At 64.9% G+C, this 25,929-nt stretch carries 25 protein-coding genes; 13 read left to right on the forward strand and 12 right to left on the reverse strand.

What is annotated here, in order from left to right; all coding sequences use genetic code 11:
• Window positions 1-23: 23 nt before the first annotated feature.
• Window positions 24-629, reverse strand: a complete 606-nt coding sequence (gene tmpB / locus OU426_RS06205) for a (R)-1-hydroxy-2-trimethylaminoethylphosphonate oxygenase (protein WP_267633046.1) — start codon at window positions 627-629, stop codon at window positions 24-26.
• Window positions 626-1,768 carry a 2-trimethylaminoethylphosphonate dioxygenase gene (gene tmpA / locus OU426_RS06210; protein ID WP_267633047.1) on the reverse strand — a complete coding sequence of 381 codons (1,143 nt, stop codon included), beginning with the start codon at window positions 1,766-1,768 and terminating at the stop codon, window positions 626-628. Before tmpA ends, tmpB begins: the two co-directional genes overlap by 4 nt.
• Window positions 1,769-1,861: 93 nt before the next feature.
• On the opposite strand from tmpA, the gene OU426_RS06215 reads away from it, so the two are divergent.
• Entirely contained in the window at window positions 1,862-2,740 is an 879-nt protein-coding gene (locus tag OU426_RS06215; protein ID WP_267633048.1) for a LysR family transcriptional regulator, read from the forward strand.
• Here OU426_RS06215 and mutS read toward each other — a convergent pair.
• Window positions 2,718-5,333, reverse strand: coding sequence for a DNA mismatch repair protein MutS (mutS, locus tag OU426_RS06220; RefSeq protein WP_267633407.1), 2,616 nt, complete (start codon window positions 5,331-5,333; stop codon window positions 2,718-2,720). The genes OU426_RS06215 and mutS overlap by 23 nt on opposite strands.
• Window positions 5,334-5,507: 174 nt before the next feature.
• Between mutS and OU426_RS06225 the strand changes: the two genes are divergently transcribed.
• The 3 genes from OU426_RS06225 to OU426_RS06235 all read left to right on the forward strand — a co-directional run bounded on the left by OU426_RS06225 (window position 5,508) and on the right by OU426_RS06235 (window position 10,202).
• The gene (locus OU426_RS06225; protein WP_267633049.1) at window positions 5,508-7,775 is read left to right on the forward strand and encodes an NADP-dependent malic enzyme; all 2,268 of its coding nucleotides are present in this window, start codon (window positions 5,508-5,510) and stop codon (window positions 7,773-7,775) included.
• Window positions 7,772-8,647, forward strand: coding sequence for a PfkB family carbohydrate kinase (locus tag OU426_RS06230; RefSeq protein ID WP_267633050.1), 876 nt, complete (start codon window positions 7,772-7,774; stop codon window positions 8,645-8,647). Before OU426_RS06225 ends, OU426_RS06230 begins: the two co-directional genes overlap by 4 nt.
• Before the next feature lie 475 nt (window positions 8,648-9,122).
• Window positions 9,123-10,202: a CAP domain-containing protein gene (locus OU426_RS06235; protein WP_267633052.1), complete on the forward strand. Its 1,080-nt coding sequence runs from the start codon at window positions 9,123-9,125 to the stop codon at window positions 10,200-10,202.
• A 57-nt stretch (window positions 10,203-10,259) separates the two neighbouring features.
• Here the strand turns inward: OU426_RS06235 and msrA are convergent, their stop codons facing one another.
• The 4 genes from msrA to OU426_RS06255 all read right to left on the reverse strand — a co-directional run bounded on the left by msrA (window position 10,260) and on the right by OU426_RS06255 (window position 13,362).
• The gene (gene msrA / locus OU426_RS06240) at window positions 10,260-10,880 is read right to left on the reverse strand and encodes a peptide-methionine (S)-S-oxide reductase MsrA (RefSeq protein ID WP_267633053.1); all 621 of its coding nucleotides are present in this window, start codon (window positions 10,878-10,880) and stop codon (window positions 10,260-10,262) included.
• A gap of 146 nt (window positions 10,881-11,026) precedes the next feature.
• On the reverse strand, window positions 11,027-11,647 hold the full coding sequence (locus OU426_RS06245; protein WP_267633054.1) for a hypothetical protein: 621 nt from the start codon (window positions 11,645-11,647) through the stop codon (window positions 11,027-11,029).
• A 116-nt stretch (window positions 11,648-11,763) separates the two neighbouring features.
• Window positions 11,764-12,048, reverse strand: coding sequence for an SCP2 sterol-binding domain-containing protein (locus OU426_RS06250; protein ID WP_267633056.1), 285 nt, complete (start codon window positions 12,046-12,048; stop codon window positions 11,764-11,766).
• Between the two features lie 78 nt (window positions 12,049-12,126).
• On the reverse strand, window positions 12,127-13,362 hold the full coding sequence (locus tag OU426_RS06255; RefSeq protein WP_267633058.1) for an argininosuccinate synthase: 1,236 nt from the start codon (window positions 13,360-13,362) through the stop codon (window positions 12,127-12,129).
• Window positions 13,363-13,464: 102 nt separating this feature from the next.
• Here OU426_RS06255 and OU426_RS06260 point away from each other — a divergent pair, with 102 nt between their 5' ends.
• A complete protein-coding gene (locus tag OU426_RS06260) occupies window positions 13,465-14,220 on the forward strand; it encodes a hypothetical protein (RefSeq protein ID WP_267633060.1) in 756 nt (251 codons plus the stop codon).
• Between the two features lie 2 nt (window positions 14,221-14,222).
• Here OU426_RS06260 and OU426_RS06265 read toward each other — a convergent pair whose 3' ends face one another.
• On the reverse strand, window positions 14,223-15,821 hold the full coding sequence (locus OU426_RS06265; RefSeq protein ID WP_267633061.1) for a PAS-domain containing protein: 1,599 nt from the start codon (window positions 15,819-15,821) through the stop codon (window positions 14,223-14,225).
• A gap of 110 nt (window positions 15,822-15,931) precedes the next feature.
• Window positions 15,932-17,302, reverse strand: coding sequence for a sensor histidine kinase RegB (gene regB / locus OU426_RS06270; protein WP_267633062.1), 1,371 nt, complete (start codon window positions 17,300-17,302; stop codon window positions 15,932-15,934).
• Between the two features lie 118 nt (window positions 17,303-17,420).
• On the opposite strand from regB, the gene OU426_RS06275 reads away from it, so the two are divergent.
• The 3 genes from OU426_RS06275 to OU426_RS06285 all read left to right on the forward strand — a co-directional run bounded on the left by OU426_RS06275 (window position 17,421) and on the right by OU426_RS06285 (window position 19,080).
• Window positions 17,421-18,059, forward strand: coding sequence for an SCO family protein (locus OU426_RS06275; RefSeq protein ID WP_267633064.1), 639 nt, complete (start codon window positions 17,421-17,423; stop codon window positions 18,057-18,059).
• Window positions 18,060-18,115: 56 nt separating this feature from the next.
• Window positions 18,116-18,667 (forward strand): ActR/PrrA/RegA family redox response regulator transcription factor, encoded by a 552-nt coding sequence (locus OU426_RS06280; protein ID WP_267633065.1) that lies wholly within the window; start codon window positions 18,116-18,118, stop codon window positions 18,665-18,667.
• Window positions 18,668-18,765: 98 nt separating this feature from the next.
• Window positions 18,766-19,080: an H-NS histone family protein gene (locus tag OU426_RS06285; protein WP_267633066.1), complete on the forward strand. Its 315-nt coding sequence runs from the start codon at window positions 18,766-18,768 to the stop codon at window positions 19,078-19,080.
• 50 nt (window positions 19,081-19,130) lie between these two features.
• Here OU426_RS06285 and OU426_RS06290 read toward each other — a convergent pair whose 3' ends face one another.
• The 3 genes from OU426_RS06290 to OU426_RS06300 all read right to left on the reverse strand — a co-directional run bounded on the left by OU426_RS06290 (window position 19,131) and on the right by OU426_RS06300 (window position 22,510).
• Window positions 19,131-20,621 (reverse strand): heme biosynthesis protein HemY, encoded by a 1,491-nt coding sequence (locus OU426_RS06290; RefSeq protein ID WP_267633067.1) that lies wholly within the window; start codon window positions 20,619-20,621, stop codon window positions 19,131-19,133.
• Entirely contained in the window at window positions 20,618-21,718 is a 1,101-nt protein-coding gene (locus OU426_RS06295; RefSeq protein ID WP_267633069.1) for a COG4223 family protein, read from the reverse strand. The genes OU426_RS06290 and OU426_RS06295 overlap by 4 nt, the downstream gene beginning before the upstream one ends.
• Before the next feature lie 66 nt (window positions 21,719-21,784).
• Window positions 21,785-22,510, reverse strand: coding sequence for a uroporphyrinogen-III synthase (locus tag OU426_RS06300; RefSeq protein WP_267633070.1), 726 nt, complete (start codon window positions 22,508-22,510; stop codon window positions 21,785-21,787).
• 93 nt (window positions 22,511-22,603) lie between these two features.
• Here OU426_RS06300 and tsaD point away from each other — a divergent pair, with 93 nt between their 5' ends.
• From tsaD to OU426_RS06325, 5 genes are all read left to right on the forward strand, one after another.
• Window positions 22,604-23,698 carry a tRNA (adenosine(37)-N6)-threonylcarbamoyltransferase complex transferase subunit TsaD gene (gene tsaD / locus OU426_RS06305; protein ID WP_267633072.1) on the forward strand — a complete coding sequence of 365 codons (1,095 nt, stop codon included), beginning with the start codon at window positions 22,604-22,606 and terminating at the stop codon, window positions 23,696-23,698.
• On the forward strand, window positions 23,695-24,660 hold the full coding sequence (locus OU426_RS06310; RefSeq protein ID WP_267633073.1) for an NAD(P)H-dependent glycerol-3-phosphate dehydrogenase: 966 nt from the start codon (window positions 23,695-23,697) through the stop codon (window positions 24,658-24,660). Before tsaD ends, OU426_RS06310 begins: the two co-directional genes overlap by 4 nt.
• Window positions 24,661-24,662: 2 nt before the next feature.
• Window positions 24,663-24,932, forward strand: coding sequence for a YciI family protein (locus tag OU426_RS06315; RefSeq protein WP_267633075.1), 270 nt, complete (start codon window positions 24,663-24,665; stop codon window positions 24,930-24,932).
• Window positions 24,932-25,351 carry an EVE domain-containing protein gene (locus OU426_RS06320; RefSeq protein WP_267633076.1) on the forward strand — a complete coding sequence of 140 codons (420 nt, stop codon included), beginning with the start codon at window positions 24,932-24,934 and terminating at the stop codon, window positions 25,349-25,351. The genes OU426_RS06315 and OU426_RS06320 overlap by 1 nt, the downstream gene beginning before the upstream one ends.
• Before the next feature lie 66 nt (window positions 25,352-25,417).
• On the forward strand, window positions 25,418-25,813 hold the full coding sequence (locus OU426_RS06325; protein ID WP_267633078.1) for a DUF1761 domain-containing protein: 396 nt from the start codon (window positions 25,418-25,420) through the stop codon (window positions 25,811-25,813).
• Window positions 25,814-25,929: the final 116 nt, after the last annotated feature.

Here is a 25,929-nt window from a genome sequence, read left to right on the forward strand (position 1 = left end):
CGAAACCGGCCCGCCCCGTTCTTTCAGACCTCCGCCGCACGCGCCGCGCAGTGTCTATCGACCACGCGCTGCACCATCGGGGCGAAATGCCAATAGTCCGGCGTTTCCATGTCCGGCCGCTTCCCCGCCTCGTCGAGATAACGAACCTGGATGATTTCCTTCAGGTTCGGGTTCTTCTCGAATTCGGCCACCTCATCCGCGCTCATCGGTCCACCCTGCAAGGACAGGGAATGGATCGACGCCTCGGACAGGCGCTTGAAATATTCGGGCTTCGTCGCACACAGATAGCGCTTTGCTGCCACGTGATAGCGGACGCAGTCGGTCACGACCGAAGGGAAGAACTGCTCCAGAAGCTCCGCCCCCGCCTCCTCGTGATAGCGGTCCTCGGTATCGTCCATGCTGAAGGTCCCGAATTCCGACGTGAAGTGCCCGATGTCATGCAGAAGGGTCGCAACGACGATCTCCTCGGGCATCGCGTTCTGGGCGGCGATCGTCGCGCCCTGCAACATGTGCTGGGCCATGGTCACCGGCTCGCCCAGATATTCTTCGTCGCCCCGCCGGTCGAAGACATCGCCGATGAAGGCCACGATATTTTCTTGCGTCAGCCGGGTGAAGTCGGGCCTTGTCATTCTGCCGCCTCCTTCCGTGCGCCGCTCAGCGCCGCGAGTTTCGACAATAGCCCGTCCTTGTCGGCATAACATCCCTGCAGCCAGCGCGTACCGCTGCCGGAATAGCCCTTCCGCGCATGCAGGACGCGGGTGTTGTCGACCAGAAAGCTCTCGCCGGGATTGAGGCGGAAGGTCACCTCCATCGCCGGATCGTCGATGATCTCGCCCAACCGCCGGTAGGCGGCGTAATAGGTCTCCATCTCCTCGAACGGCACATCGGTGATCGCGGCGGCGGATCGGTTGTTGAAGCGGACCGCGATCAGCTCGCCATCGGGCGCCAGCTCGATCATCGGGCGGCGGGAGGTCAGCCGTACCCCCGCTTCGCCCGCATATTCGAACCGCGCACAGTGGCGGGTCAGCGCGTCGAACAGATCCGGGCTTTCCGTCTTCAGCCTGAGCGCCGCCGCGAACCCGTCGACCACCATATTCTCGCCGCCCGCCGCCGAGCTTTCGAGGCAGTAAAGCACCTGCACGGTCGGCACCGGATCGCGGTAGGGATTGTCGGTATGGGCCTGCAGGCCAAGCCCGGTATAGGCCAGGTTCGTCGGATTGACTGTGGTCCGCACCTCGAAATGGCGGCCATAGTTGGTTTCGCGGACATAGCCGAAAAGGTCCACGACCTTCATCAACGCCCCGTCCTCGACCGGTCCGTTCACCAGCTTGCCGAACCCGTAGCGCGCGACCAGCGCGAGCCAACCACACAGCGCATCCGCGTCGCGGGATACTTCGGCGAAATCCCCAACCGGGACATTCCCCATCAGGCGCGCATCCCAGGGCTCGACCCCCGGCGCTGTCCAGCCGGGCGCCCGTTCATGGGTGCGGTCATAGCGGTTGGCCATCAGCCAGCCGATGTCATAGTCCACGGCCTTTCCCTCGGGCGCAAAGGACACGCTCAGCCGACCGCCGTCGATCCGCGCCGCGTCGATCCGCGTACCCTTCGGGATATCGGCGAGCGTGATCAGCCGCTGGCCGTTCCCGGGCGCGCGGGTTGCCGCGTCCCAGGCGTTGTCGCGCAGCCATATGGCGTGAAACCGGGCGCGCATGCCGCCCGCTTCAAGCGTAAGAGAACCGCCGTCGGCGGCGAGAGTGACCTGAGACATGAGCGCCTTCCTGAATTCCTGTCCGATGACAGTCTTCCCGATTCATGCATAACTTCAACAAAGCCGTTCTGGTGCTGAGATGCAGAAGCTCTAATGAATAACCGTCACACCGACCTGCCGCCGCTTGAATGGGTCCGCGCGTTCGAAGCGGCGGCTCGGCTCGGCAGCTTTACCCTCGCGGCATCCGAACTTGGGCTGACCCAGGCCGCCGTCAGCCAGCGCATCGGCCATCTGGAGGCTCGGCTCGGTGCGGCGCTGTTTCTGCGTCAGGCGCGACGCATTATCCTGACGGTCGAAGGCGAGGCCTGGTTGCCGTTCGTGACTGAGGCGCTGAGAAGCCTTCAGCAAAGCACGGATGACCTGTTCTCGACCGGTCGGCGCCGCATCGCCATATCCGCCAGCACCTCGATATCCGAACTTTGGCTGGTGCCGCGTCTGGCGGGCCTTGCTGCTGCGGATCGCCCCGACCTGTCGATCCGGACCATGGTTCTGAATATCGATCCCGGGCCGCCAGAGCCACAGGTCGTGCGCATCCGCTATGGCGTGGGCGGCTGGGCGGAAAGCTATCGGGCGCCGCTCTATGCCGAGGCGCTGGCGCCCGTCGCGGCGCCTCAGCTCCTGTCTGGCCGTGACTGGCGGGACCTGCCGCGCATTGGCCTGACCGGCCCGCGTGCGGGCTGGAAGGAATGGTGCGCAGCATCCGGTGGTCCGGCGACGCCCCAGCCGACGCTGCGGTTCGACAGTTTCGCGGTGGCCGCAGCTGCCGCCCGGGCCGGACTGGGCGTTTTGGTCGGTTCCTTGCCGCTTCTGACGCGCGATCTGGCGGATGGGTCGCTGGTGCGGCTGTCATCCGAAACGCTTCGCCCGCGCGAAACCTATTGGCTTTTGGCTGGAACAGACACTGTTTCCCGCCGCCAATGGGACCGGCTCACCGCCTTGTTCTGCGACGTCAGTCGCCCATCAGACCCTTGAGATCGTAGAGCGCGTTCAGTGCCTCAAGCGGCGTCATCTCATCGGGATGGAGCGTCACCAGCCTCTCTTCCAGCTTCGAGGGGCCTTTCGCGGGGCGGGCCGGCGCGACAGGCGCGGCGCTGAAGAGCGGCAAGTCGTCGATCAGCGTGTGCTTGCGCGTGCCGCCCTCACGTTCGCCCTTTTCCAGCGCTTCCAGCACGACCTTCGCCCGCTCGACCACCGAAGCGGGCAGGCCCGCAAGCCGCGCCACCTGCACGCCGTAAGATCGGTCAGCGGCGCCCTTGCGGACCTCATGCAGGAAGATCACCTCGCCCTGCCATTCCTTGACCGTCACCGTCGCATTCTCGACGCCCTTGAGCTTTGCGGCGAGCGCGGTCATCTCGTGGTAATGCGTGGCAAACAGCGCGCGGCAGCGGTTTGTGTCATGCAGATGTTCCAGCGTCGCCCAGGCAATCGACAGCCCGTCATAGGTCGCGGTGCCACGCCCGATCTCGTCGAGGATCACCAGCGCCCGGTCGTCGGCCTGGTTGAGGATTGCCGCCGTCTCGACCATCTCGACCATGAAGGTCGAGCGCCCGCGCGCCAGATCGTCGGCGGCGCCTACCCGGCTGAAAATCTGGCTGACAAGGCCGATATGGGCGCGGGCGGCGGGTACGAATGACCCTGCCTGCGCCAGAAGGGCGATGAGCGCGTTCTGGCGAAGGAAGGTCGATTTCCCCGCCATGTTCGGGCCGGTCAAGAGCCAGATCGCGGGCGTATCGCCGCCCGTCAGCGCGCAGTCGTTCGCAACGAACGGCTCGCCCGAGCGTCTCAGCGCCCGCTCCACTACCGGATGGCGCCCGCCTTCAACCGCGAAGGCGCGGCTGTCGTCGACCAGCGGTTCCACCCAGTCGTCGCCTCGCGCCAGATCGGCGAAAGCGGCGGCAAGATCGATCTCGGCGAGCGCCCGGGCTGCCCCGGCGATCAGAGCTGCCGCATCGATGATCGTGGCTTTCAGGCCGTCATAGAGCCTTTTTTCGATCTCCAGCGCCCGGTTCCCGGCGTTGAGGATTTTCGTCTCCATCTCGGAGAGCGGCACGGTCGTGAAGCGGATCTGGTTCGCGGTCGTCTGTCGGTGAATGAAAGTTTCGTTCAAGGGAGGCGCCAGCATCCGCGCGGCATGGGTGTCGGTGGTTTCGATGAAATATCCCAGCACATTGTTGTGCTTGATCTTGAGGCTCGGCACCTGGGCGAGGTCTGCATAGTCCGCCTGCATGCCCGCAATCACCGACCGGCCATCGTCGCGCAGCGCGCGCGCCTCGTCGAGGCCGCGCTCATACCCGCGCGCGATGAAGCCGCCGTCGCGGGCGAGAAGGGGGGGCTCCTCCACCAGCGACCGGTCGAGAAGAGCAACGAGGTCGTCAAAGCCGATCAGGTTCGTCGTGGCCTCTCGCAGGCGCTCCGGCGCATCGTCGGGCAGGCGTTCCGCGACCCTGGCCGCGCCTTTCAACCCCGCCCGGATCGCCGCCAGATCGCGCGGTCCGCCACGGTCGAGCGCAAGGCGCGAGAGCGCCCGGTCCATATCCGGAACCGACTTCAGGGCGGCGCGCAGGTCTTCGGTCAGGCGGGACGTGTCGGCGAGATAGCGGACGGAGGCGAGGCGCGCATGGATTTCGGCCAGATCGCGAGAGGGCGCCGAAAGCCTGCGATCGAGAAGCCGCGCGCCCGCCGCCGTCACCGTCCGGTCGATCGCGGCAATCAGCGAGCCCTCGCGCCCGCCCGACAGGCTTTGCGTGATTTCCAGATTGCGCCGGGTCGCCGCGTCTATCTGCACCGTGCCGCCTGCGACTTCGCGGACCGGCGGGCGCAGAAGCGGCAGCTTGCCGCGCTGCGTCAGGTCGAGATATTCGACGATGCCGCCCATGGCCGACATTTCGGCCCGGCCGAAGGCGCCGAATGCATCGAGCGAGCCAACAGCGAACAGATCGCAGAGACGTTTTTCCGCCCCCTGGCTGTCGAACGACGCGCGTGAAAGCGGCGTCAGCGCAATGCCCAGATCAGACACTAATCCAGCACAATCGCCCTCTTTCGCCTCACTCACCACCAGTTCGCGCGGGGCAAGCCGCGCCAGTTCCGGCGAGAGGCGCCCCAGCGGGCAGGGCATCACCCGGAACTCTCCGGTCGAGATGTCGGCCCAGGCCAAAGCCGCCTCGTCCCGCACCTCGGCCCAGGCGGCAAGGAAGTTGTGGCGCCGCGCCTCCAGCAGCGAATCCTCGGTCAGCGTGCCGGGCGTGACCAGCCGCACGACATCGCGGGCAACGACCGACTTCGCGCCGCGCTTCTTTGCCTCGGCCGGGTCTTCCATCTGTTCGGCTATCGCGACCCGGAACCCCTTGCGGATCAGCGTCAGGAGGTAACCCTCAGCCGCATGTACCGGCACGCCACACATCGGGATATCCTCGCCCAGATGCTGGCCGCGTTTCGTCAGCGCGATGTCCAGCGCCGCCGCCGCCGCCTCGGCATCGGCAAAGAACATCTCGTAGAAATCGCCCATCCGGTAGAAAAGGAGCGCGTCCGCATAGCGCCCCTTGATCTCCAGATATTGCGCCATCATCGGCGTGACTTGGGGGTCGCTTCTGTTCAAACCAGCCTCCGAATTCCGGCGCGACCCTAGCGAAGCCGATCCTTCAGGAAAAGCCGCAAGTGTTTTATCGCTAACGCCGGGGTCGGCGCCGTTGTCGGGCATCGGTCATGGCGCTATGACGACCGAAAGCAAAAGGAAAGCGACATGGCCCCGAAGAACCGCGTCACGCCGGAAGAGGCGCTGGCCTATCACCTCAACCCGGTGCCGGGGAAATATGAGATCAACGCGACGAAGCCGATGGCGACGCAGCGCGATCTGTCGCTGGCATACAGCCCCGGTGTGGCAGTGCCGGTCGAGGCGATCGCCGAGCGGCCCGAGACGGCCTATGACTACACGACCAAGGGCAACATGGTCGCAGTCGTGTCGAACGGGACGGCGATCCTCGGGCTCGGCAATCTCGGCGCCTTGGCGTCAAAGCCGGTGATGGAGGGAAAGGCGGTGCTCTTCAAGCGCTTCGCCGACGTCAATGCCATCGATATCGAGCTGGATACCGAGGATGCGGACGAGATCATCCAGGCGGTCAAATTGATGGCGCCGACCTTCGGCGGCATCAACCTTGAAGACATCAAGGCGCCCGAATGCTTCATCATCGAAAGCCGCCTTAAGGAGATCTGCGACATCCCGGTCTTCCATGATGACCAGCATGGAACGGCGGTGATCTGCGCGGCGGGCCTGATCAATGCGCTGGAGCTGTCGGGCAAGCGCATTCAGGATGTGAAAATCGTGCTGAACGGCGCGGGAGCGGCCGGGATCGCCTGCCTCGAACTGCTGAAAACCATGGGTGCGCGCAACGAAAACTGCATCATGTGCGACACCAAGGGTGTCATCTGGCAGGGCCGCACCGAGGGGATGAACCAATGGAAGTCGGCGCATGCGGTGAAGACCGACCTGCGCACTCTGGAAGAAGCGATGAAGGGCGCGGATGTGTTCCTCGGCGTGTCGGCCAAGGGCGCTGTGACGCAGGACATGGTCCTGTCGATGGCCGAAAACCCGGTGATCTTCGCCATGGCCAACCCCGACCCCGAAATCACGCCGGAAGAGGCGCACGCCGTCCGCCCCGACGCAATCGTCGCCACAGGGCGCAGCGATTACCCCAATCAGGTGAACAACGTCCTGGGCTTCCCCTATCTCTTCCGCGGCGCGCTCGACATCCACGCCCGCGCCATCAATGACGAGATGAAGATCGCTTGCGCCGAGGCGCTGGCGAAGCTGGCGCGCGAGGATGTGCCGGACGAGGTCGCCATGGCCTATGGCCGCAAGCTGACCTTCGGGCGTGATTACATCATCCCGACACCCTTCGACCCGCGCCTTATCCATGTCATCCCGCCCGCCGTTGCCAAGGCTGGCATGAAGACCGGCGCCGCGCGGCGGCCGATCGTCGACATGGGCGCGTATGAGCTGAGCCTCAAGGCGCGGATGGATCCGACCGCGACTATCCTGCAGGGCATCCATGCCCGCGCCCGCGCCGCGCAGGCGCGGATGATCTTTGCCGAAGGCGACGATCCGCGCGTTCTGAAGGCCGCAGTCGCCTACAGCCGGGCCGGCCTTGGCAAGGCGCTGGTCGTCGGTCGCGAGGCGGATGTGAAGGAAAAGCTTTCCGCCGAGGGCCTCGCCGATGCGGTACGCGAGATCGAAGTGGTGAATGCGGCGAACACCCGTCATCTGAGCGCCTACAAGGATTTTCTCTACCAGCGCCTGCAGCGTCAGGGCTTCGACCGGACGGATATTCACCGGCTCGCCGCGCGCGACCGGCATGTGTTTTCGGCACTGATGCTCGCCCATGGTCATGCCGACGGGATGGTAACCGGCGCGACGCGGAAATCGGCGCATGTGCTGCAGCTCGTGAACCATGTCTTCGACGTGAAGGCCGCCGATGGCGCCGTGGGCATCACCGCCATCGTCCATCGCGGGCGGATCGTCTTCATCGGCGATACGCTTGTGCACGAATGGCCGGACGAGAACGATCTGGCCGACATCGCCATGCGTGGCGCCCATGTGGCGCGCGGCCTCGGGATCGAACCGCGTGTTGCCTTCCTGTCTTTCTCGACTTTCGGCTATCCGGTCAGCGAGCGTGCCACCAAGATGCATCAGGCGCCCAGGGTGCTCGACCAGCGCGGGGTGGATTTCGAATATGAAGGCGAGATGACGGTGGATGTGGCGCTGAACATGGATCAGATGGCACATTACCCGTTCTGCCGGCTTACCGGACCGGCGAATGTACTGGTTGTGCCCGCCCGCCATTCCGCCTCGATCTCGGTCAAGCTCATCCAGGAAATGGCGGGCGCGACGGTGATCGGCCCGATCCTCACGGGCGTCGACCGTCCGATCCAGGTCTGTTCCACCGGCTCGACGGTGAACGATATCCTGAACATGGCGGTCATCGCTGCCTGCAAGCTCGGCCAGACCGCATGATCTACAATCTCGGCTCGATCAATATCGACCATTTCTACGCGGTCCCGCACCTGCCCGGTCCGGGCGAGACGCTAGCGGCGACGGACTACCGCATGGGCCTTGGCGGCAAGGGCGCGAACCAATCCGCCGCCGCCGCCAAGGCGGGCGCCCGCGTGGCCCATATCGGCGCGGTAGGCCCCGAGGGCGGCTGGACGGTCGAGCGGCTGGCAGGCTGGGGGGTCGATACGACCCATATCTCCCGACTCGACGTGGCGACCGGCCATGCGATCATCAATGTCGATGTGGCGGGCGAAAACAATATCGTCCTGTTCCCCGGCGCGAACTGGGCGATGCCTGCCGCCTTGGTCGAGGCGGCGCTTGCCGAAGCGCAGCCGGACGACATGCTGATCCTGCAGAACGAGACCGCCCATCAGGTGCGTGCCGCAGAACTGGCCCGCGCCAAGCGGATGCGGGTTCTCTATTCCGCTGCGCCCTTCGACGTTGGGGCAGTTCGCGCCGTCCTGCCTTATGTGACGATCCTCGCACTGAATGCCGTCGAGGCCGCGCAACTCTCATCGGCGCTCGGAACAGATCTCGCAACGCTCGACGTACCCGAAATTCTGGTGACACGCGGCGCCGAGGGCGCCGACTGGCGCGCAAGGACCGGTGAAACCGCTTTTGCGCCGGCGCTCAAGGTCACCCCGGTCGACACGACCGGCGCTGGCGACACATTCGCCGGCTATTTCGCTGCCGCACGCGACCGGGGTCTTTCGCCGCAAGCGGCGCTTGAATGGGCGGGTGCGGCGGCAAGCCTCAAGGTCACGCGGGCGGGGACCGCTGATGCGGTTCCTACCGCAGCCGAGGTCGCGGATTTTCTCGGCCGTCGCGGCTGAGTTGCCCGACGAGTCCGGGGCCGCATCACGATCCGGTCCTACGCAGCGCCCTGGTTCGATGCTGTGGCGATGAGCCATGCGCGGCGCGATGCCATCGCGGCAGAGTTCGCGCGCTGCTTGTCGCCGATGCCGCAAAGACCCGCACTTTCCCGCCGACCCTTGCCCGCTCTTTGGCGGTTTCAAGCCCCAAACCGGCGGCGTACCACCCGGGCAATTGACCCGGATTCCTCGCGTTCCTAGGGTGCCGGCGCCGACGATGATCACGTCGGCCAACACCGTGCCTGGCATGTAACTCATTGCCGCTGCGTGAAAAACGGTCCCGCTATCGGATCTGTAACCGACACTCCGGTCACACTCTGGCCGGAACCGGAAACATGTGCCTGATCGTCGGCGCCATCCTTCGGACGCCATCTGCAAGCGAGTTCTCCAAAAGCCTCTCTGGCAGCCCCCGCTGCCGTTAACAAAGGAAAGCAAGATGTCCAAAGCAAACACCTTTGAACTTCAGATGTTTCAACTGATCAACGGCGAGCGCGCCGCGATCGGTTTGTCGCCCCTGACGCTCAACGACCGGCTGAATGATTCGGCCGAGACTCACAGGCGGTCGATCCTCTACAGCGACGTCTTTTCGCATACCGGCGTGGACGGATCTTCGCCGCAGGATCGTATGGAGGGTGCGGGATACAGATTCGAGGGCAGCTGGCGGTCGGGCGAGAACATCGCCTTCCAGAGCGAGCGTGGCCAGCCCGGCTTGTCCGATGACGTGATCGACCTGCACCGGGGGCTGATGAACAGCCCAGGCCATCGTGCGAACATCCTCAATCCTGAATTCAAGGAAATCGGGATCGGGCTCGAGCAGGGAGATTTCACAAGCGAGGGCACAACATTCGATTCGGTGGTGGTCACGCAGAATTTCGCCACCAGCGATGCGCCGAACGGGGCGCCGGAGGAGCCGCCTGCACCGGACGGGGATATGATCGCCGAAGCTCCCGATATCAGTCCGGCGCCCGATGGCAGTGACACCGGCAGTCCGGGTGGCACGCCCGAGACGGACCTGCCCGTGCCTGATGGGGCGGTTCCGGACGAGGATGTCACGGCGCGGACACCGCACTCTGACCCGATGCCGGATCACTGCGATGACACCGATCAGCCGGACGAAGAGGTGGTCGTTGCCACCGGCGAAGCGCCCAATGTCGACGACGGTTGCGACGGCCTTCCCGCCGGGGATGACAGGACCGGCGTGACCGATGACGGAGGGGCGCCGATTGCCACGGGCAATGTCGTCGATCACGCCCAGCTTCTCGCCGATCTGCTCAAGCGCGGGTACGGCGACGGACAGGCGGATGATCCCGATACATTCAGCTTCAGGCACGATCCCGTCCAGCCCGGCGCCGACGCTGACGGATGGCAGCCTGAGATGACGCCCTGGGCCGCTGATCCGGCAGTGCCGTCCGAACTGGCGGCGGCAAGGTTCGACGTGGACATGTTCCTGCAGCAGCTCGCCGTTACGTACCATGGCGGTTGGCAGCCCCATCACCCCTGCCACGAAGTCGCCTGAACCGATGCCGCGGCCCCCGGCAAGGGTCGCCGGGGGCCGCGGCATCAGCACTGCATCTCAGTGAACGAAGCTTGCCTGGCTGCCCCAAAGCTGCTTCACGCGCTGATCGCGACCACAGGCATTGCGGTAGAACGCGTAGGCCGCCGCCTTGGTCTTGGGCCCGCGCCGGGTCAGCACGATCGAACTGCCCTTGTAGTAATCCTGATGATAGTCCTCGGCCGGCCAGAATTTCACCGCGTCACGTACGGGCGTCACGATTTTGCGGCCAAGTTCCTTTTCCGCCTTCGCAACCTCTGCCTCGGCCGCCGCGCGCTGGGCGGCGTTCCTTGCAAAGATCGCCGATGTATAGCTCTCGCCCCGGTCGCAGAACTGCCCGCCCGCGTCCAGAACATCGGTCGAATGCAGAAATAGGCGCACGATCTCGCTGTAGCTCACCTTGCCCGGATCGAAGGTGATCTTCACGGATTCGAGATGGCCCGAGGTCTCGGACGTCACATCGTCATAGGTCGGGTTCTTCAGATGCCCGCCGGTATAGCCGGAGATGACCGCACTCACGCCCGGCACGCTTTCGAAGTTCGATTCCAGGCACCAGAAACAGCCACCGGCAAGGATCGCCGTATCGGCCCGGGCGGCCAGCGGGGCGAAGAACACAGAAATGAAGACCAGGAACGCGCGCATGAAACCCTCCGTTTGCCCAGCGATGCCCTGTGGCACCGCTCACGGGCAAGTCAGTTTCCCGTGAGCGGGGACGAAACACGCGCGACCAAAGGAAAACGGCCCGCGGCACCCAAGCCGCGGGCCGTTTCAAAATCCATCAAACGCGATCAGCCGCTGGTTTCCGGGCTGTCGGTGATGCCCAGCTGTTCTCGCAGATATTCGATCGTGCCGCGCGTCAGGATCCGGCCGTTCGAGGCCTCAAGCAGCGCCTCTTCCTCGGCGAGGCTGAGCGCCTCTGCGTCCGTGACCGCCGTGTCATAATCGATCTGCGCCTCGTCGACCGCGGCCTGCAGCGCGTCCAGCTCTTCCTGCGTGGCGGTGCCAGAGGCCGTCGCCTCATCGAGCGCGGTCTGCGCATCGACAAGCGCCTGCCCTGCATCTTCAACCGCGGCGGCGCCTTCCTGGCTGGCAAGTGCGGCCTCGCGATAGGTGGCGATCCGGCCGACCTGACTGTTCGGCGCGGCATTCTCGAATGCTGTGGCTGACGCATGATAGGCGTTCAGGCCCTTCAGCTCCGACGCGATCGCGCCATTGCTGGTCTTCGTGGTCTTGGGGGCCTTGCTGGGTTTGGACGGCTTTTCCTTCTTGGATTTCTCGGCACCCTTGCCGCCGCCGTTTCCACCGCCGCCGCCATGACCGTTCCCCGCATAGGCCGCATCTATGCCGTCAAGCGGCAAGAGCAAGGCGACCGGAGAAAGGCCGACCGCCGCAAGGGAAAAGAGGATCATCAGAGATTTTGTTCGCACCTGCGCACTCCACCAATGGGTCGAAAGACCCCGCCACCCTGCCGCCCACGTTTCTAGGGGTGAATCATGGCAAAATCTGGGCATGGTCCGCGAGCCGGTCAGCCGAGGAGCTTCGCAAGCCCCATCGCGACGGTCAGATCCCCCGAAACCTTCAGCTTCCCGGTCATCACGCCGGCCATCGGGTTCAGCTTCCCGGTCAGCAGCTTCACCAGATTGTCCTCGCTGATCTTCAGCGTGCAATCGGTCTTCCGGTCCGCCGTGGTCGCGGTTCCATCCGCCAGCACGATCACCCCCACGTCGCCGCAGTCGAACTTGAGCGACCCGGTAAAGGCCCGGGTTTCGAGCGTTCGGGCAATATCGGCGGCAATGGCGTCCAGCGGCATGAAATCCTCCCCTATGTCGGGGAGGATCTAGAGTTGCCTCACGATGATCCGCAACCTGAGCGTTGCGTCACCAGTGTTTTAGCTCTTCACCCGGGCGTTCCGCGTGGCGATCAGTTTCAGCCTCAGTGCGTTCAGTTTGATGAAGCCTTCGGCATCCTTCTGATCGTAGGCGCCCGCGTCTTCCTCGAAGGTCACGTGCTTTTCGCTGTAAAGCGAGTGGTCCGACCAGCGGGCGACGGTGCGGGCCGAGCCCTTGTAGAGTTTCACGCGCACGGTGCCGGTGACATGTTCCTGGCTCTTGTCGATCAGGGCCTGCAGCATCTCGCGTTCGGGGCTGAACCAGAAGCCGTTGTAGATCAGTTCCGCATAGCGCGGCATGATCGAATCCTTCAGATGGCCTGCGCCAGCATCCAGCGTGATCTGTTCGATGCCGCGGTGCGCCTCCAGAAGGATCGTGCCACCGGGGGTTTCGTAAAGGCCGCGCGATTTCATGCCGACGAAACGGTTCTCGACCAGATCGAGCACGCCCACGCCGTGTTTGCCACCCAGTTCGTTCAGGCGCGTCAGGATCGTTGCAGGCGACAGCCGCTCGCCGTTGATGGCCACCGCGTCGCCCCTTTCAAAGGTGATTTCTACCATTTCGGGCGTGTCGGGCGCCTTTTCGACCGGCACCACGCGCTGATAGACGAATTCCGGCGCCTCTTCGGCGGGGTTTTCCAGGACCTTGCCTTCGGACGAGGTGTGCAGAAGGTTCGCATCGACCGAGAACGGCGCCTCGCCGCGCTTGTCCTTGGCGATCGGAATCTGGTTCGCCTCAGCAAACTCCAACAGCTTGGTGCGCGAGGTCAGGTCCCACAGCCGCCAGGGCGCGATCACCTTGACGTGGGGGTCAAGCGCGAGGGCCGACAGTTCGAACCGGACCTGATCGTTGCCCTTGCCCGTGGCGCCATGCGCGACCGCATCGGCTCCGGTTTCATGGGCGATGCGCACCAGATGCTGCGAGATCAGCGGACGAGCGATTGAAGTGCCGAGGAGGTATAGCCCCTCGTAGAGCGCGTTCGCCCGGAACATCGGGAAGACGAAATCGCGTACGAATTCCTCGCGCACATCGACGATATGGATATTCTCGGGCTTGATCCCCAGGAGCTCCGCCTTCTTGCGCGCCGGCTCCAGTTCCTCGCCCTGGCCGAGATCGGCGGTGAAGGTCACCACCTCGCAGCCATATTCGGTCTGCAGCCATTTGAGGATGATCGAGGTGTCGAGACCGCCGGAATAGGCGAGAACGACTTTCTTCGGGGCGGCGGGCGCAGGCATCGGGTTCCTCCGGGTCATCTGTCGGGCCGGGGGATAGTGCGAAACGGCCTTCCCCACAAGCCCGTGACCGGATTAGGCTGCATCCGGCAACAAGGAGGGCCCATGAAAGGCTGGCAGATCTTCATCCATTCCGTCCGGCAGGTGTTCGGCAATCTGGAAGCGGCGTTAAAGGTTTCGGGACCGCTTTACCTGATCCAGCTCGCCGTGGCGGTCTTTATTGGCGTCAACGTTTTCTCGGCGATCGACTTTTCCGCGCAGGGCGCAAGGCTTCCTGTGGGGCCCCTCCTCATCGTGATCCTGGTTACCTCTGTTGTCGGGGTGTGGATCGCTGTCGCCTGGCACCGGTTCATCCTGCGGGTCGAACGGCCTTCTTCGCTGTTGCCGGCGTTTAACGGCGATCGGATGATGGCCTATTTCGGCCGGTCTTTCTTGATCGCCCTTCTTGTGATCCCGGCGGCGGTCGCCATCGGCTTCGTCGCCGCGCTTCTGGCCTACGCCTTCCAACCCTTCGGCGAAAGTACGATGGAGCTTGTGGCAAGGGTTCTTTTCGTTGTTCCCCTCGTCTTCCTAGTCCTCCGGCTTTCGGTGTCCTTGCCAGCGGCGGCGCTTGGCGAATCCTCGGGGATCGGGGACGGCTGGCGGGCGACGATTGGGCAGGCCGCCGACCTTCTGGCGCTCTCGGTCATACTGGTGGTTTTCGGCAGCTTGTTGGCGTTGCCCGGAAAGCTTTTCCTGCCGCCCGGCGGTCTGGTCCCGGCGATCTGGGCAGCTTTGATCGGCTGGGTCCAGATGATGGTGTGGGCAAGCGTGCTGACCACGCTTTACGGCCATTACATCGAGGGCCGGGCGCTTAGCTGACCTCAGGCATCGAACGGCCCTCCGGCCTCCGCGCCGACGCGCCCGCGGCGGGAATGGTGGACCTGTAGCCGCTCGGCCCGGTGCGGGGCGAAGCGGACAAGCGTGGCCCCCCGGGGAAGAGGCTGCACCGTGCAGTCAAGCTGCCGGCCGCCCGCGAGCGTGACGGCGCCTTCCCAGTCCACCCGATCCTCGTGGCTTCGGACGAACTCGCGGATATCGCTCCAGAGGCCGGTGGGCAGGCAGCGGTCCTGCCAGTGACGGGTCGCGTCGGAGATGGTCATTATTCCGAGCGTCGGGCGCGGATCGACTTTCCACAGGTCGGCATAGGCGCGATTCGACATGATCAGATCGCCGCTTTGGGCAAAGACCACAACCGCATCGTCCAGCGCATCGACCACCGATTGCGCCAGTTCGATCTCGGCCCGGAAGCGCCGCGTCAGCGAAACTTCTGCGCTGATATCCTCGAAGAGGAAGGCCACCGCGCCTTCGGGATGTGGCCGCCCGGTGATCCGGTAGGTCTGGCCGGAAGGCAGCGTCCAGGTTTCCTGATACTGGCCGCTTGAAGCCGCCTGTTCGAGATCGACCATTTCCTGCCGCCAGAGCGCGTAATTCTTCGGCTCCGGCAGAAGCCGGACATCGCGTAGCCGGTCGAGGAAGGCAAAAAGCGTGGGCCGGCCAATCAAAAACTCGCTGTCGAGCGTTGTCAGATCGACAAGGGCGGGGTTGAAGAGCGCGAGCTGGCGGTTGCGGTCGAAGATCGCCAGACCGATCGGCAGGTCGGCAAAGGTCTTGGTCAGGGTCTGGATGAAATCGCGCAGCGACCGTTCCGCCCTGACCACCGCATCGGCGGGGATCGCGAAACCCAGGCTGCCATCACCCGACGGGATATGCTGGCAATCGTACCAATGTTCCTGGCCGGACGCATCGCGGATGCTTTGCCGCCGCGATTGCCGCCCCGGTCCGGCGCCGGGTTCGTGCGGAAAGAGGTCGGGCAGCGGCCAGACCAGATCTGGTTCGCCCGTGGTATGGGCAGCAAGCGCCAGATAGGTCGAGTTCGACCAGGCAACCGCGCCATCGCCGCTACGCCGCCAGGCCGGAACCGGCAGGCTGGCGAGCATGTCCCTCAGCGCCGAGAGCTCCTCTTCCTGCGCATGCTGGCTGAGGCTGTCCATCATCACGAACTGGCCTTCGGCCTTCAGATCGACCAGCGTCAGCCGAAGCCTTTCGCCCAGATGTTCGGCCACAAGCGACAGGCTGCCGTCCTCACCGCCGGAAAGGGACACACTGCCGGCCCGCTCCGCCTCGGCCTCGATCCGGTCGAAGCCGGGAATGCGGGGGCCGAGGTAGGCGGCAAGCCGGTTCCACTCCTCCCCTGGACCGGGCAACAGCGACAGAAGTGCGCGGGCGGGTGCGGTGGCATCGACAAGATCGCGATGTTCGAAAAGGAAGATGGTCGGTTCCGCTTCAAGAAGCGCCTCGGCCCGGGCCTGGTGGCGTGCGCCCGCCCTTCGGTGGAGCAGCGTCAGCGCAAAGAGCACCAGAAGGGCCGAAACAACCGACGTCATTGCATAGATCGCCGCAAGAACCAGTGTTGCCAGCATGGCAAGACCTTTCCCGAACGTATCGCCCCGGGACCGATCCTTCGCTCAACTGGTTAATCCGAGGTTAAGCGGATCCATAAATTTCAAACGGTTGACCGCTTCCGCAGGCGTCAGAACGGCTGATTCTGACCGGATATGTCATGATCTGCGATTTCGACCCGCTCGCGCGGCCAGCTTACCCTCACAAGCGCGCCGCAGCGTGCCGGGCGTTCCTCGGTCGCGAGAAACGGGTCAGAGGCATTCGAAAACTCAAGCCGCGCCCCGGTTCGTTCGAGTAGCGTCTTGGCGATGAAAAGGCCAAGGCCCATGCCTTCATACTGCGGCCGACGCTCGTCGGAACGGCCGCGGTCGCGCACGAACGGGTCGCCGATCCGCCCCAGAAGCGCGGGCGGAAAGCCCGGCCCGTCGTCGGTGATGGCGAGCAGGACGCGGTCCGCCGTCCAGTCGAGGTCGATCCAGACGGCGCCGTTAGAAAAATCGACGGCATTCTGGATCAGATTGCGCAGCCCGTGAATGATCTCCGGCCGCCGTGCCAGCACCGGCTGACCGTCGCCTTTGATCGTGATGGCGATATTTGCCTTGCGGTCGCGGTGGGGTTCGGCGGCCTCTTCGACAATGGCCTGAAAGGGCGCGGCCCGCATCTGCAGATCGTCCTTCCCTGCGCGGCCCATCGACCGCAGTATGTCGCGGCAGCGGTCGGCCTGCGCACCGATCAGCACCGCATCCGCGCGCTGGTCTGGCCGGTCGGACAGATCGTCGGCCAGCTCGCTTGCGGCGAGCTTGATCGTGGCCAGGGGCGTTCCAAGTTCATGCGCGGCGGCGGCGACGACGCCCGACAGGTCGGTCAGCGTCTGTTCACGGGCAAGCGCCATCTGGGTGGCCAGAAGCGCATCGGTCATCGCATGCAGCTCGCCGCTGACCCGCCGTGTGTAAAGCGCCATAAAGGCGACGCCGATCACGATGGCCAGCCAGAAGCCGTTCGCGAGGATCGCGGGCACCAGGATCTCGGCCCCGTCGAGATAGCGCAGCGGCAGGTGAAAGACCGCAAGGAGCGAGACGAGAATAACGGTCAGTCCGCCGAGAATGGCGATAGAAAGCCCGTTCAGCGCTGTCGCCGCGATGGTTGCGGGCACAAGGAGGAGGAGCGCGAACGGATTGCCCAAGCCTCCGGTCAGATAGAGGAGCGCGGTAAGCTGGCAGCTGTCAAACGCCAGAAGGGTCAGCGCCTCAAACTCCGTCAGACGGTGGGTTTCGGCGTAAAGAAGGTTCGAGGCAAGGTTCACCGCGACCGAAAGTCCGACGACGGCAAGGCACGGCGCGGCGGGAATGTCGATCCCGTAGAAACGCCAGGCGGCGAACATCGCCGCAAGCTGGCCCGCGACCGCCGTCCAGCGCAGGATGACGAGTGTCCTCAGCCGCACCCAGTCGCTGCGCGAGGCGAAGGCATCCTCCGCCACTACCTGGGCGGATATCTTGCTCATGCCCTCCATCCTTCCTGCGGCCACATGCCCCGCATCACGTTCAGGCGATCCGATTGAACCCGGCGCCAAGATAGGCGATCTATGGCGCCGACGAAAAGCGCAAGCGGATGGGGCAATCATGGCGGCATCGGGCAGACTGGCAATCGCGGCGACCGCGACCGTGGTGATCGCGCTGATCGCGACCTACAGCCTGACCCACAAGCAGGAGCTGGAGGGGTTCGCCCGCTGCCGGGCGACAAATGTCGTCGGCGGATCGGGCGCGATCGGTGGCCCCTTCACCCTGACGGATGAGAACGGCAGTCGCGTGACCGACAAGGAAGTTCTTTCGAAACCGGCACTCGTCTATTTCGGATATACCTACTGCCCCGACGTCTGCCCGACCGACAGCGCCCGCAATGCCGAGGCGGTCGATATTCTGGAAGAGAATGGCCATGAGGTGACGCCGGTTTTCATTTCGGTCGATCCGGGCCGCGATACACCCGAGGTTCTGAAGGAATGGACCGATTATCTGCATCCGCGCATGATCGGCCTGACCGGCAGCGAGGAAGAGATCAAGGCGGTCACAAAGGAATACAAGACCTATTACAAAGTGCCTGAAGCGCCGGCTGACGACAGTTATATGGTCGATCACATGACCCAGACCTATCTGATGCTGCCTGGCCACGGGTTTGTCGAATTTTTCGGCCGGGATGAGACCAGCGATCAGGTCGCCGAGCGCACCGCCTGTTTTCTGGACGCGGCGCAGACGGAAAATTGACCCTGCGACCAGCCTTCTCTAGGGTCCATTCGCAAGGAAATGCGCGAGGATTTGTGATGGCGGATATTGATATGGCCGAGCTTGGGCCAGACCGGACGCTTCTGCTAGTCGACGATGATGCGCCCTTCGTTGCCCGGCTTGCGCGCGCGATGGAAAAGCGCGGCTTCCTGCCTGAAACCGCCGAAAGCGTCGCTGCCGGAAAGGCTGTTGCCTCAAGCCGCCCGCCCGCCTACGCGGTTGTCGATCTCAGGCTTGAGGATGGCAACGGGCTTGACGTGGTCGAGGCGCTGCGTGCGAGCCGCCCCGATTGTCGCATTGTCGTCCTGACTGGTTATGGCGCGATCGCGACGGCGGTCGCGGCGGTAAAATTCGGTGCAACCGATTACCTTTCGAAACCCGCCGATGCCAACGATATTACCAACGCTCTTCTGTCGCGCGGCGAAGCCCCGCCGCCGCCGGAAAATCCGATGTCGGCCGACCGTGTCCGTTGGGAACATATTCAGCGCGTCTATGAATTGTGCGACCGGAATGTATCTGAAACCGCTAGGCGATTAAGCATGCATCGGCGCACGTTGCAGCGAATATTGGCCAAGCGCAGCCCTAAATAAGACGTTCGTCTCCTGCACAAAAAGGCAGGTCGTCACGGGCTTGTAGCTTTCCCGGTTCTGTGGTGATTATTTGGCAGAGCCGAAAAAAGGACAGCCAAATGAAAATCAATCTCGACGCGATGTCGCTGAAAGAGCTGAAGGATCTTCGCTCTCAGGTCGAAAAGGCTATTTCCTCGTTCGAGGCGCGCAAGAAGCAGGAAGCCCTGTCAGCGCTGGAAGAAAAGGCCGCCGCACTCGGGTTTTCTCTCAGCGAGCTTATGGCTGCCGCGCCGGTTCGCAAGCGCAAGCCCGCGAAGGCGAAATATGCCAACCCCGCCGACAAGTCCGAAACCTGGACCGGTCGTGGCCGCAAGCCGCGCTGGGTCGAGGCGGCGCTGAAGGCCGGCAAGAAGCTTGACGATCTTCTGATCTGATCCGTTCGCCCCGGCATCTTCCGGGTTGGCAGCAGCGAAAACGGGCCGTGTCAGCGACTGCTGCGCGGCCCGTTCGCTTCGATGAACTCCGCTTCATAGACTGCGCCTGTCTGCGGCTCTGTCGGCTCGTCCGGCGTGTCGGCAGGCGCGGCAGGTTCCGCGGCTGCAGCGCCCCCGACAACCAGCGGCAAGAGATCGGCTGCGGATGGCCCGGACGGGGTCTGCGACTGTTCACGCCAGGACAGGGTGTCGAAGCTGCCGCAATGATCGCAGGTGGGTGACCAGACTGCATTCACATGCTGGCATTTGTCGCAGATCCATTGCGGCCCCCGGCTTGCCGACAGCGCACGGGTCAGCCATCCCCGAACAACCGCATCCTCTTCGCCCTCGCCGCGCTCAATCGCCGCCATGATGGTGAGGGCGCGCGTGGTCGGATGGCGTTCGGGCAGGTCGCCCAGCGCCCGGCGTGCAGCGGGGAACTCCTCGGCCGCGATATTGAGTTCAGCTTTCAGAAGCCGGGTTTCCTCGTGATCCGGGTTGGCGGAGAATAGCAGGTCGAACCGCTTCAGCCGTTCGCGCGGGGTCTCGGTCGGCTCCAGCGCCGCGAAAGCGGCGGCGAGGTCGGGGTGCGGCAGAACCTCCCAGGCCTTCTTCAGGATGCGCAGGGCATATTTGGTCTTGCCCTGAGCTTGATAGCCGTGGGCTGCCAGTACTGCCGCCGGAATGAGATCGGGCGACTGTTTGTTCGCCGCAATCGCAGCCTCGCGGGCCTCGACCGGCAGGTCATCCTCGAATACCGCCCGTGCCTCCTGCAGCGCCAGGATCGCATCGCGGCGGCGGTGGACATCCTTCGGCAGATGGCCGTGTTTCAGCTTTGCGCCCAGAACCTTGCGCGCGCCTGCCCAGTCTCCGCTTTCGGCCTGCAGATCGAACAGCGCATCCTGCACCTCTGGATTTGACGGCCGCATGAGAAAGGCCTTTTCGGCAAGCTTCAGCGCGGTGTCGCGATCGCCCTCGGTCAGTTTCTGTTTCAGAAGCCCGCGCACCCCGGCAAAACGGGTCCGCTCGTCGCCCAAAAGCCGCTTGTAGGCCTCCGTCGCCTTGCGCCCGTCGCCCGCCGCTTCGGCTGCCTGCGCGGAGAGAAGATTGGTCAGCGCGGGCCGGTCAAGATACTTGCCCGCCCGCGCGGCATGCGACAGCGCCGCCGTCCCGTCCCCCGCCGCCAGTGCCATCATGCCCTCGGTCAGCGCCTCATAGCCCTTGCGTTCGCGGCTACGGTCGAAATAGCGGCTGATCGCGGTTTCATCGCCATTGATGAAGCGCAGGATGGCAACCGCGAATCCGATGACCTTCAGCGCGAGCCAGAGTGCAAGAAGGGCCAGCAGGATGCCGACGACCGACTGCACCGGGCCGAGGGTGAATTCCTGATGGGCGACGGCGATACGTATACCACCGCCCTGATCGGCGAAATAGCCCGCCGTCAGCGTCAGCCCTGCGACAAGCGCGACGAAGAGGGCGATCTTTGCGAAGGACCAGATCATTGGCTGACCTCCGCCCTGAGGGCTGCTGCGGCTTTCAGCGCTTCGGACCGTTTGGTCGCCAGCCCGACCCATTCGCTCATCCGCGCCTGCCCGGCATCCGGCAGCGCCGAGATTTCTGCGACCGCCGCCATCAGATCTCCGGCGCCGAGCGCGGCCTCGGCCCGGCTGAGGACAGCGTCTGGGTCATCGCCTGCACGCGGCGACAATGACCGCGCGCCGGTCTGGCTGCGCAGGAAGGCAGAGACCCGGTCCCAGGTGCCGGCCTTGGGCAAGGCGGCGAGAGAAAGGGACAGGGCATCGCGCGCAGCGGCGGGGAAGCTGTCGCGTAGCGCCGCAAGCGTCGGTGCGCCCTGATCGACGGCGATAAGCGGATCGGGGGCGGCGATACCCAGATCGCTGAGCGCCTTGAGCGACGGCGCGAGCGCCGCGCCACTTTCAAGACCCGTATCGATCTGGCCAAGCGCAGATGAAATGGCGGCCTTGCGGGCAATCGCTTCGGCTTCCTGGCGTATCCGGGCCGCTTCTGCCTCGGCGGCTTTCGCCGCCGCGACCGCCTCGTTGGTGGCGGCGCTGATATCGCCGGACGGGGCGGCTGGTCGGCTCTCAAGCGCGGTTACACGGTCTTGCAGGCGTGAAAGCGCCGCTTCGACCTGATCGAGGCGCGCGGTCAGCGGATCGATGAGCGGCTGGAGGTCCGGCGCCGCCGCTGGCACCTCGGCGGGTGCCGCCGCGAGCTGGGCGGACAGGTCAGAAAGCCGCTTGTCCTGATCCGACAGCCTTTGTTCCAGACCAGCGGTGCTGGGCGGCGGCATGAGGCCCGGATTGGCGCGAAGGACCGCGACGGCCCCACCAGCGCCAACCGCTGCGGCAAGGGCGCCGCCGAACGCGAGCGGCCAGAAGCCAGCGCGGCGGGGGGCTTGAGGCGCCGCCTGCACCTCCGGTTGCGGCGGCTGGGCCTCCGGCGGCGGCTCCGCCGCTTCGTCCATGTTCGGCATGGCGAGTGCGAGAGGTTCGTCCGCGAGCGCTTCGGCGGGGGTTTCTTCGGTTCGTGCTATGGCTTCGTCCTGGGATGCACCGGCTTTGCTTCTTCGCGCCATTTCGCCCCCTCCGGACCAAATCAAGAATCTTCTCAAGGTGCAATCTAGTGACCCCGGCCCGCCGCCTCAACCTTCTGGCTCTGTCCCCAAGGTCGCAGCCAGACAATCAAGCAGGCTTTCGCCATCGGGCCGCGCCGCTACGCGGATCATCGCACGCGACAGCTCGCCCAGTTCGGCGGCTACGGCGGGGCTGAGCGCGGCAATCCACAGGGGCGCCGTTCGCGCCCTCGTTGCCGAGAGAAACAGCCGCGCCGAGCGTGGCGAGAAGAGCGGCAGGAGGACGGGTTGATCGGCGGCGAGCAATGCCCTCGCCTCTGCAGTCAGGGGCAGCGCTTCCTGAACATAGGTTTCGACGGAAATCGTCTCTATTCCGGCCGGATTTAGCAATTCCGGCAGATCGACCGCCCGGTCCTGCCCATGCGGCCACAGAAGCCGCCGACCGCCCTGCCGCTCGCGAAGGATCGCGGCGAGGGCCTTGGCATCGCCGCCAGCGTGTTGCGCGTTAATGCCCCGCCCGGCGGCCTCCTCGGCGGTTCGTTTCCCCACGCACCAGGCGGGCAGGCTGCGGTCACTGCTGATCCGGCAGAAAGCATCGACCGCTGCCTCCGAGGTGAAGATCAGGCCGTCGATGCCGGTCAGGTCAATCTGGGGGGAAAGATGGCGCAATCGCATCAGTGGCGCGATCACCACGGGCCAGTCCGCGCCAAACCGGGCACGGAAGGCATTGGCGAACCGGTGCGACGCCGCCTCGGGCCGGGTCAGAAGCAATGTCGGGCGCGGGGGTTCTGTCATCCGTGCGGGTCATCCATCCTGCGGCGCGTTCGGCATTGTCGGATCGCCGCCCCGGTGTTACCTGCCGGGGGACCGGCTTGCAACGATGGAGCCATGGCAGAGACGCTGACATATCTCGGCATCGAAAGCAGCTGCGACGATACGGCGGCTGCGGTCGTGCGTCTTGCCCGAGGCCGTGGAGAGGTTTTGTCCTCGGTCGTGCAGGGCCAGACCGCGCTTCACGCCGATTTCGGCGGCGTTGTGCCCGAGATCGCCGCGCGCGCGCATGCCGAGCGGCTGGATCTGGTGACCGCCGAGGCTTTGGACTTGGCGGGCATCCGACTGGCCGATCTGGACGGGATCGCGGTGACGGCGGGGCCGGGGCTGATCGGCGGGGTGATGTCGGGCGTGATGTTCGCGCGCGGGCTGGCCGCCGGGTCGGGCCTGCCGCTTCTGCCGGTCAACCATCTCGCGGGCCATGCACTGACGCCGCGCCTGACCGACGGGCTCGATTTTCCCTATCTGATGCTCCTCGTCTCCGGCGGCCATTGCCAGTTCCTGATCGCGCGGGCGCCGGACAGCTTCACCCGCCTTGGCGGCACGATCGACGATGCGCCGGGCGAGGCGTTCGACAAGGTGGCGAAGCTTCTGGGCCTTGGCCAGCCGGGCGGGCCGCTTGTCGAGGCGGAAGCCGCGCGCGGCGATCCTGCGCGCTTTGTCTTTCCGCGCCCGCTGCTGGACCGTCCGGGCTGCGACATGTCCTTTTCCGGCCTGAAGACCGCGATTCTCCGCGCCCGCGATTCCGTCGTGGCCGAGAAGGGAGGACTGACCCATCAGGACCGTTCGGACCTGTGCGCCGGTTTTCAGGCAGCGGTTGCGGCGGTTCTGACCGAGAAGTCGCGGCGGGCGTTGGAGGCCTATGTGGCGGAGCGTCCTGCGGCCCCGGCCCTTGCCGTCGCAGGCGGTGTTGCGGCCAACTCGGCGATCCGCGCCAACCTGACCGATCTGTGTGCGCGCCTAGGCGTGCGCTTCACCGCGCCTCCCCTGTCGCTCTGTACCGACAATGCCGCAATGATCGCCTGGGCCGGGATCGAACAGCACCGGATCGGCCAGAGACCGATGGGCGAGATTACTGCCCGCCCGCGCTGGCCGCTGGATGACAGCGCGCCCGCGATGCTCGGGTCCGGAAAGAAGGGGGCGAAGGCATGAGGATCGCGGTTCTGGGCGCTGGCGCCTTCGGTACCGCTCTGGCGGTTGCGCTGGCGCGGGGCGGCGAGACTGTGGGCCTTTGGGCGCGCGACGCGGATCAGGCGAAGGCAATGAAGGCAGTGCGCGAAAATGCAGCCCGCCTGCCAGGCGTGACTTTGCCGGAAACAGTGTCTGTTTCGGCTGAAATCGTCGATTTCAGCGCGGCGGGTATGCTGCTTCTGGCAGTTCCGATGCAGTCGCTTGTGGGCTTTGTGGAAAGCCATCGCGAGGCGCTCGCGGGACGCGCGCTGGTCGCCTGCGCCAAGGGGATCGACCTGACAAGCCTGCGCGGACCAACGGCGATCCTGACCGAAAGCTTCGCCGGTGGTCATCCGGCCGTCCTGACCGGACCGAGCTTTGCCGCAGACATTGCGCGCGGCTTGCCGACTGCGCTGACGCTTGCCTGTGCCGACGAGGGGCGGGGCGCGGATCTGCAAGACCTGCTCTCAACCCCGGTCCTCAGGCTCTATCGCACGACCGACGTGACCGGGGCCGAGCTGGGCGGCGCCCTGAAGAATGTGATCGCCATCGCGGCGGGGGTGATCGCCGGCGCGGGGCTTGGCGACAGTGCACGGGCCGCACTGATGACACGCGGCTTTGCCGAGATGGTGCGGCTGGCCGAACGGCTGGGGGCACGCGGCGAGACGCTAATGGGTCTGTCGGGGTTAGGCGACCTGATCCTGACCTGTACCTCGGATCAATCGCGGAACTTCCGCTATGGGCGGGCGCTGGGCGCCGGAACCGCCTTCGATACGCGCACTACCGTCGAGGGGGCGGCAACCGCGAAGGCCGCGCTTGCGCTTGCAAAGACACTTGGCGTTGACGTGCCTGTGACCGCGATGGTCGCGGCGCTGGTTGACGGTCGCGTGACCGTCGGGGAAGCTATGGCGGCGCTGATGGCGCGCCCGTTGAAAAGGGAATGACGATGCGTTTTGCCGTGATCTGCCGCGACAAGCCCGGCGCGCTTGAAGTGCGCCTTGCCAACCGCGCCGCCCACCTTGCCTATATCGAGGAAACCGGCGTGGTCGAGATGGCCGGTCCGTTCCTGGAAGGTGGCCAGATGGTCGGCTCACTGGTGATCCTTCAGACCGAGGACCTTGAGGCCGCGAACGCCTGGGCGGCGGGCGATCCCTATGGCAAGGCCGGGCTTTTCGAAAGCGTCTCGGTCATCGAATGGAAGAAGGTGATCGGCTGATGGCCTACTGGCTTTTCAAATCCGAGCCCGACACCTGGAGCTGGGACCAGCAGGTCGCAAAAGGCGCGGCGGGCGAGGAATGGCACGGCGTCCGGAACTATCAGGCCCGCAACAACATGCGGGCGATGAAAGTGGGCGAGCGCGGCTTCTACTACCATTCCAATATCGGCAAAGAAATCGTGGGCGTGGTCGAAGTGAGTGCCGAAAGCGCGCCCGACAGCACCACCGACGATCCGCGCTGGGATTGCGTCCATATCCGCGCGGTGAAGCCCTTCGCGCGGCCGGTGACGCTTGAGGATTGCAAGGCCCATCCCGGGCTTTCGCAGATGGTTCTGGTGAACAACATGCGCCTGTCCGTCCAGCCGGTGACGGAAGAGGAATGGCGGATCATCTGCACCCTTGGTGGTGTCGACCCTTGAGTTTTCGCTTGGCCGGACGGCGCTCGCGCGCCATCCTGCCGCCAGCGTGAACCGAGGGAGGACGCGATGGAACTTCTCAATGTGCTGGCTGCCGCGTTAGGCGCCTATGTCTTCGGTGCGGTCTGGTACATGAGCCTCAGCAAGGCCTGGATGGCGGCCTCGGGAGTGGCGGTCGGCGCAGACGGCCGACCCGCGAACGGGTCGAACCCCATGCCCTATGTCACCGGCTTTCTGGCGATGGTCGTCGTTGCCGGCATGATGCGGCACATATTCTCGATGGCGGGCATCGATACGGTCGGCAAGGGGATTGTCGCGGGCCTTGGAATTGGCGCCTTCTTCGTCATGCCGTTTCTGGCGATGAACTATGCCTTCGCGATGCGTAATTCGAAGCTGACGCTGATCGACGGCGCCAATGCCACGTTCGCCTGCGCGATCATGGGTGCCATCCTAATGCTGTTCTGAATGAAAAAGGGTCCCGACGCTGCTGGCCGGGACCCTTTCCACCCGTGTGCACCCCTGCACCACGTGAAATCCGGGTCTCGGCCATCCTGGCCTGACAGGAAGAACATACCCCGCAT

The sequence above is a fragment of the Frigidibacter sp. RF13 genome, from assembly GCF_026626305.1.
GTDB lineage: Bacteria > Pseudomonadota > Alphaproteobacteria > Rhodobacterales > Rhodobacteraceae > TMP-24.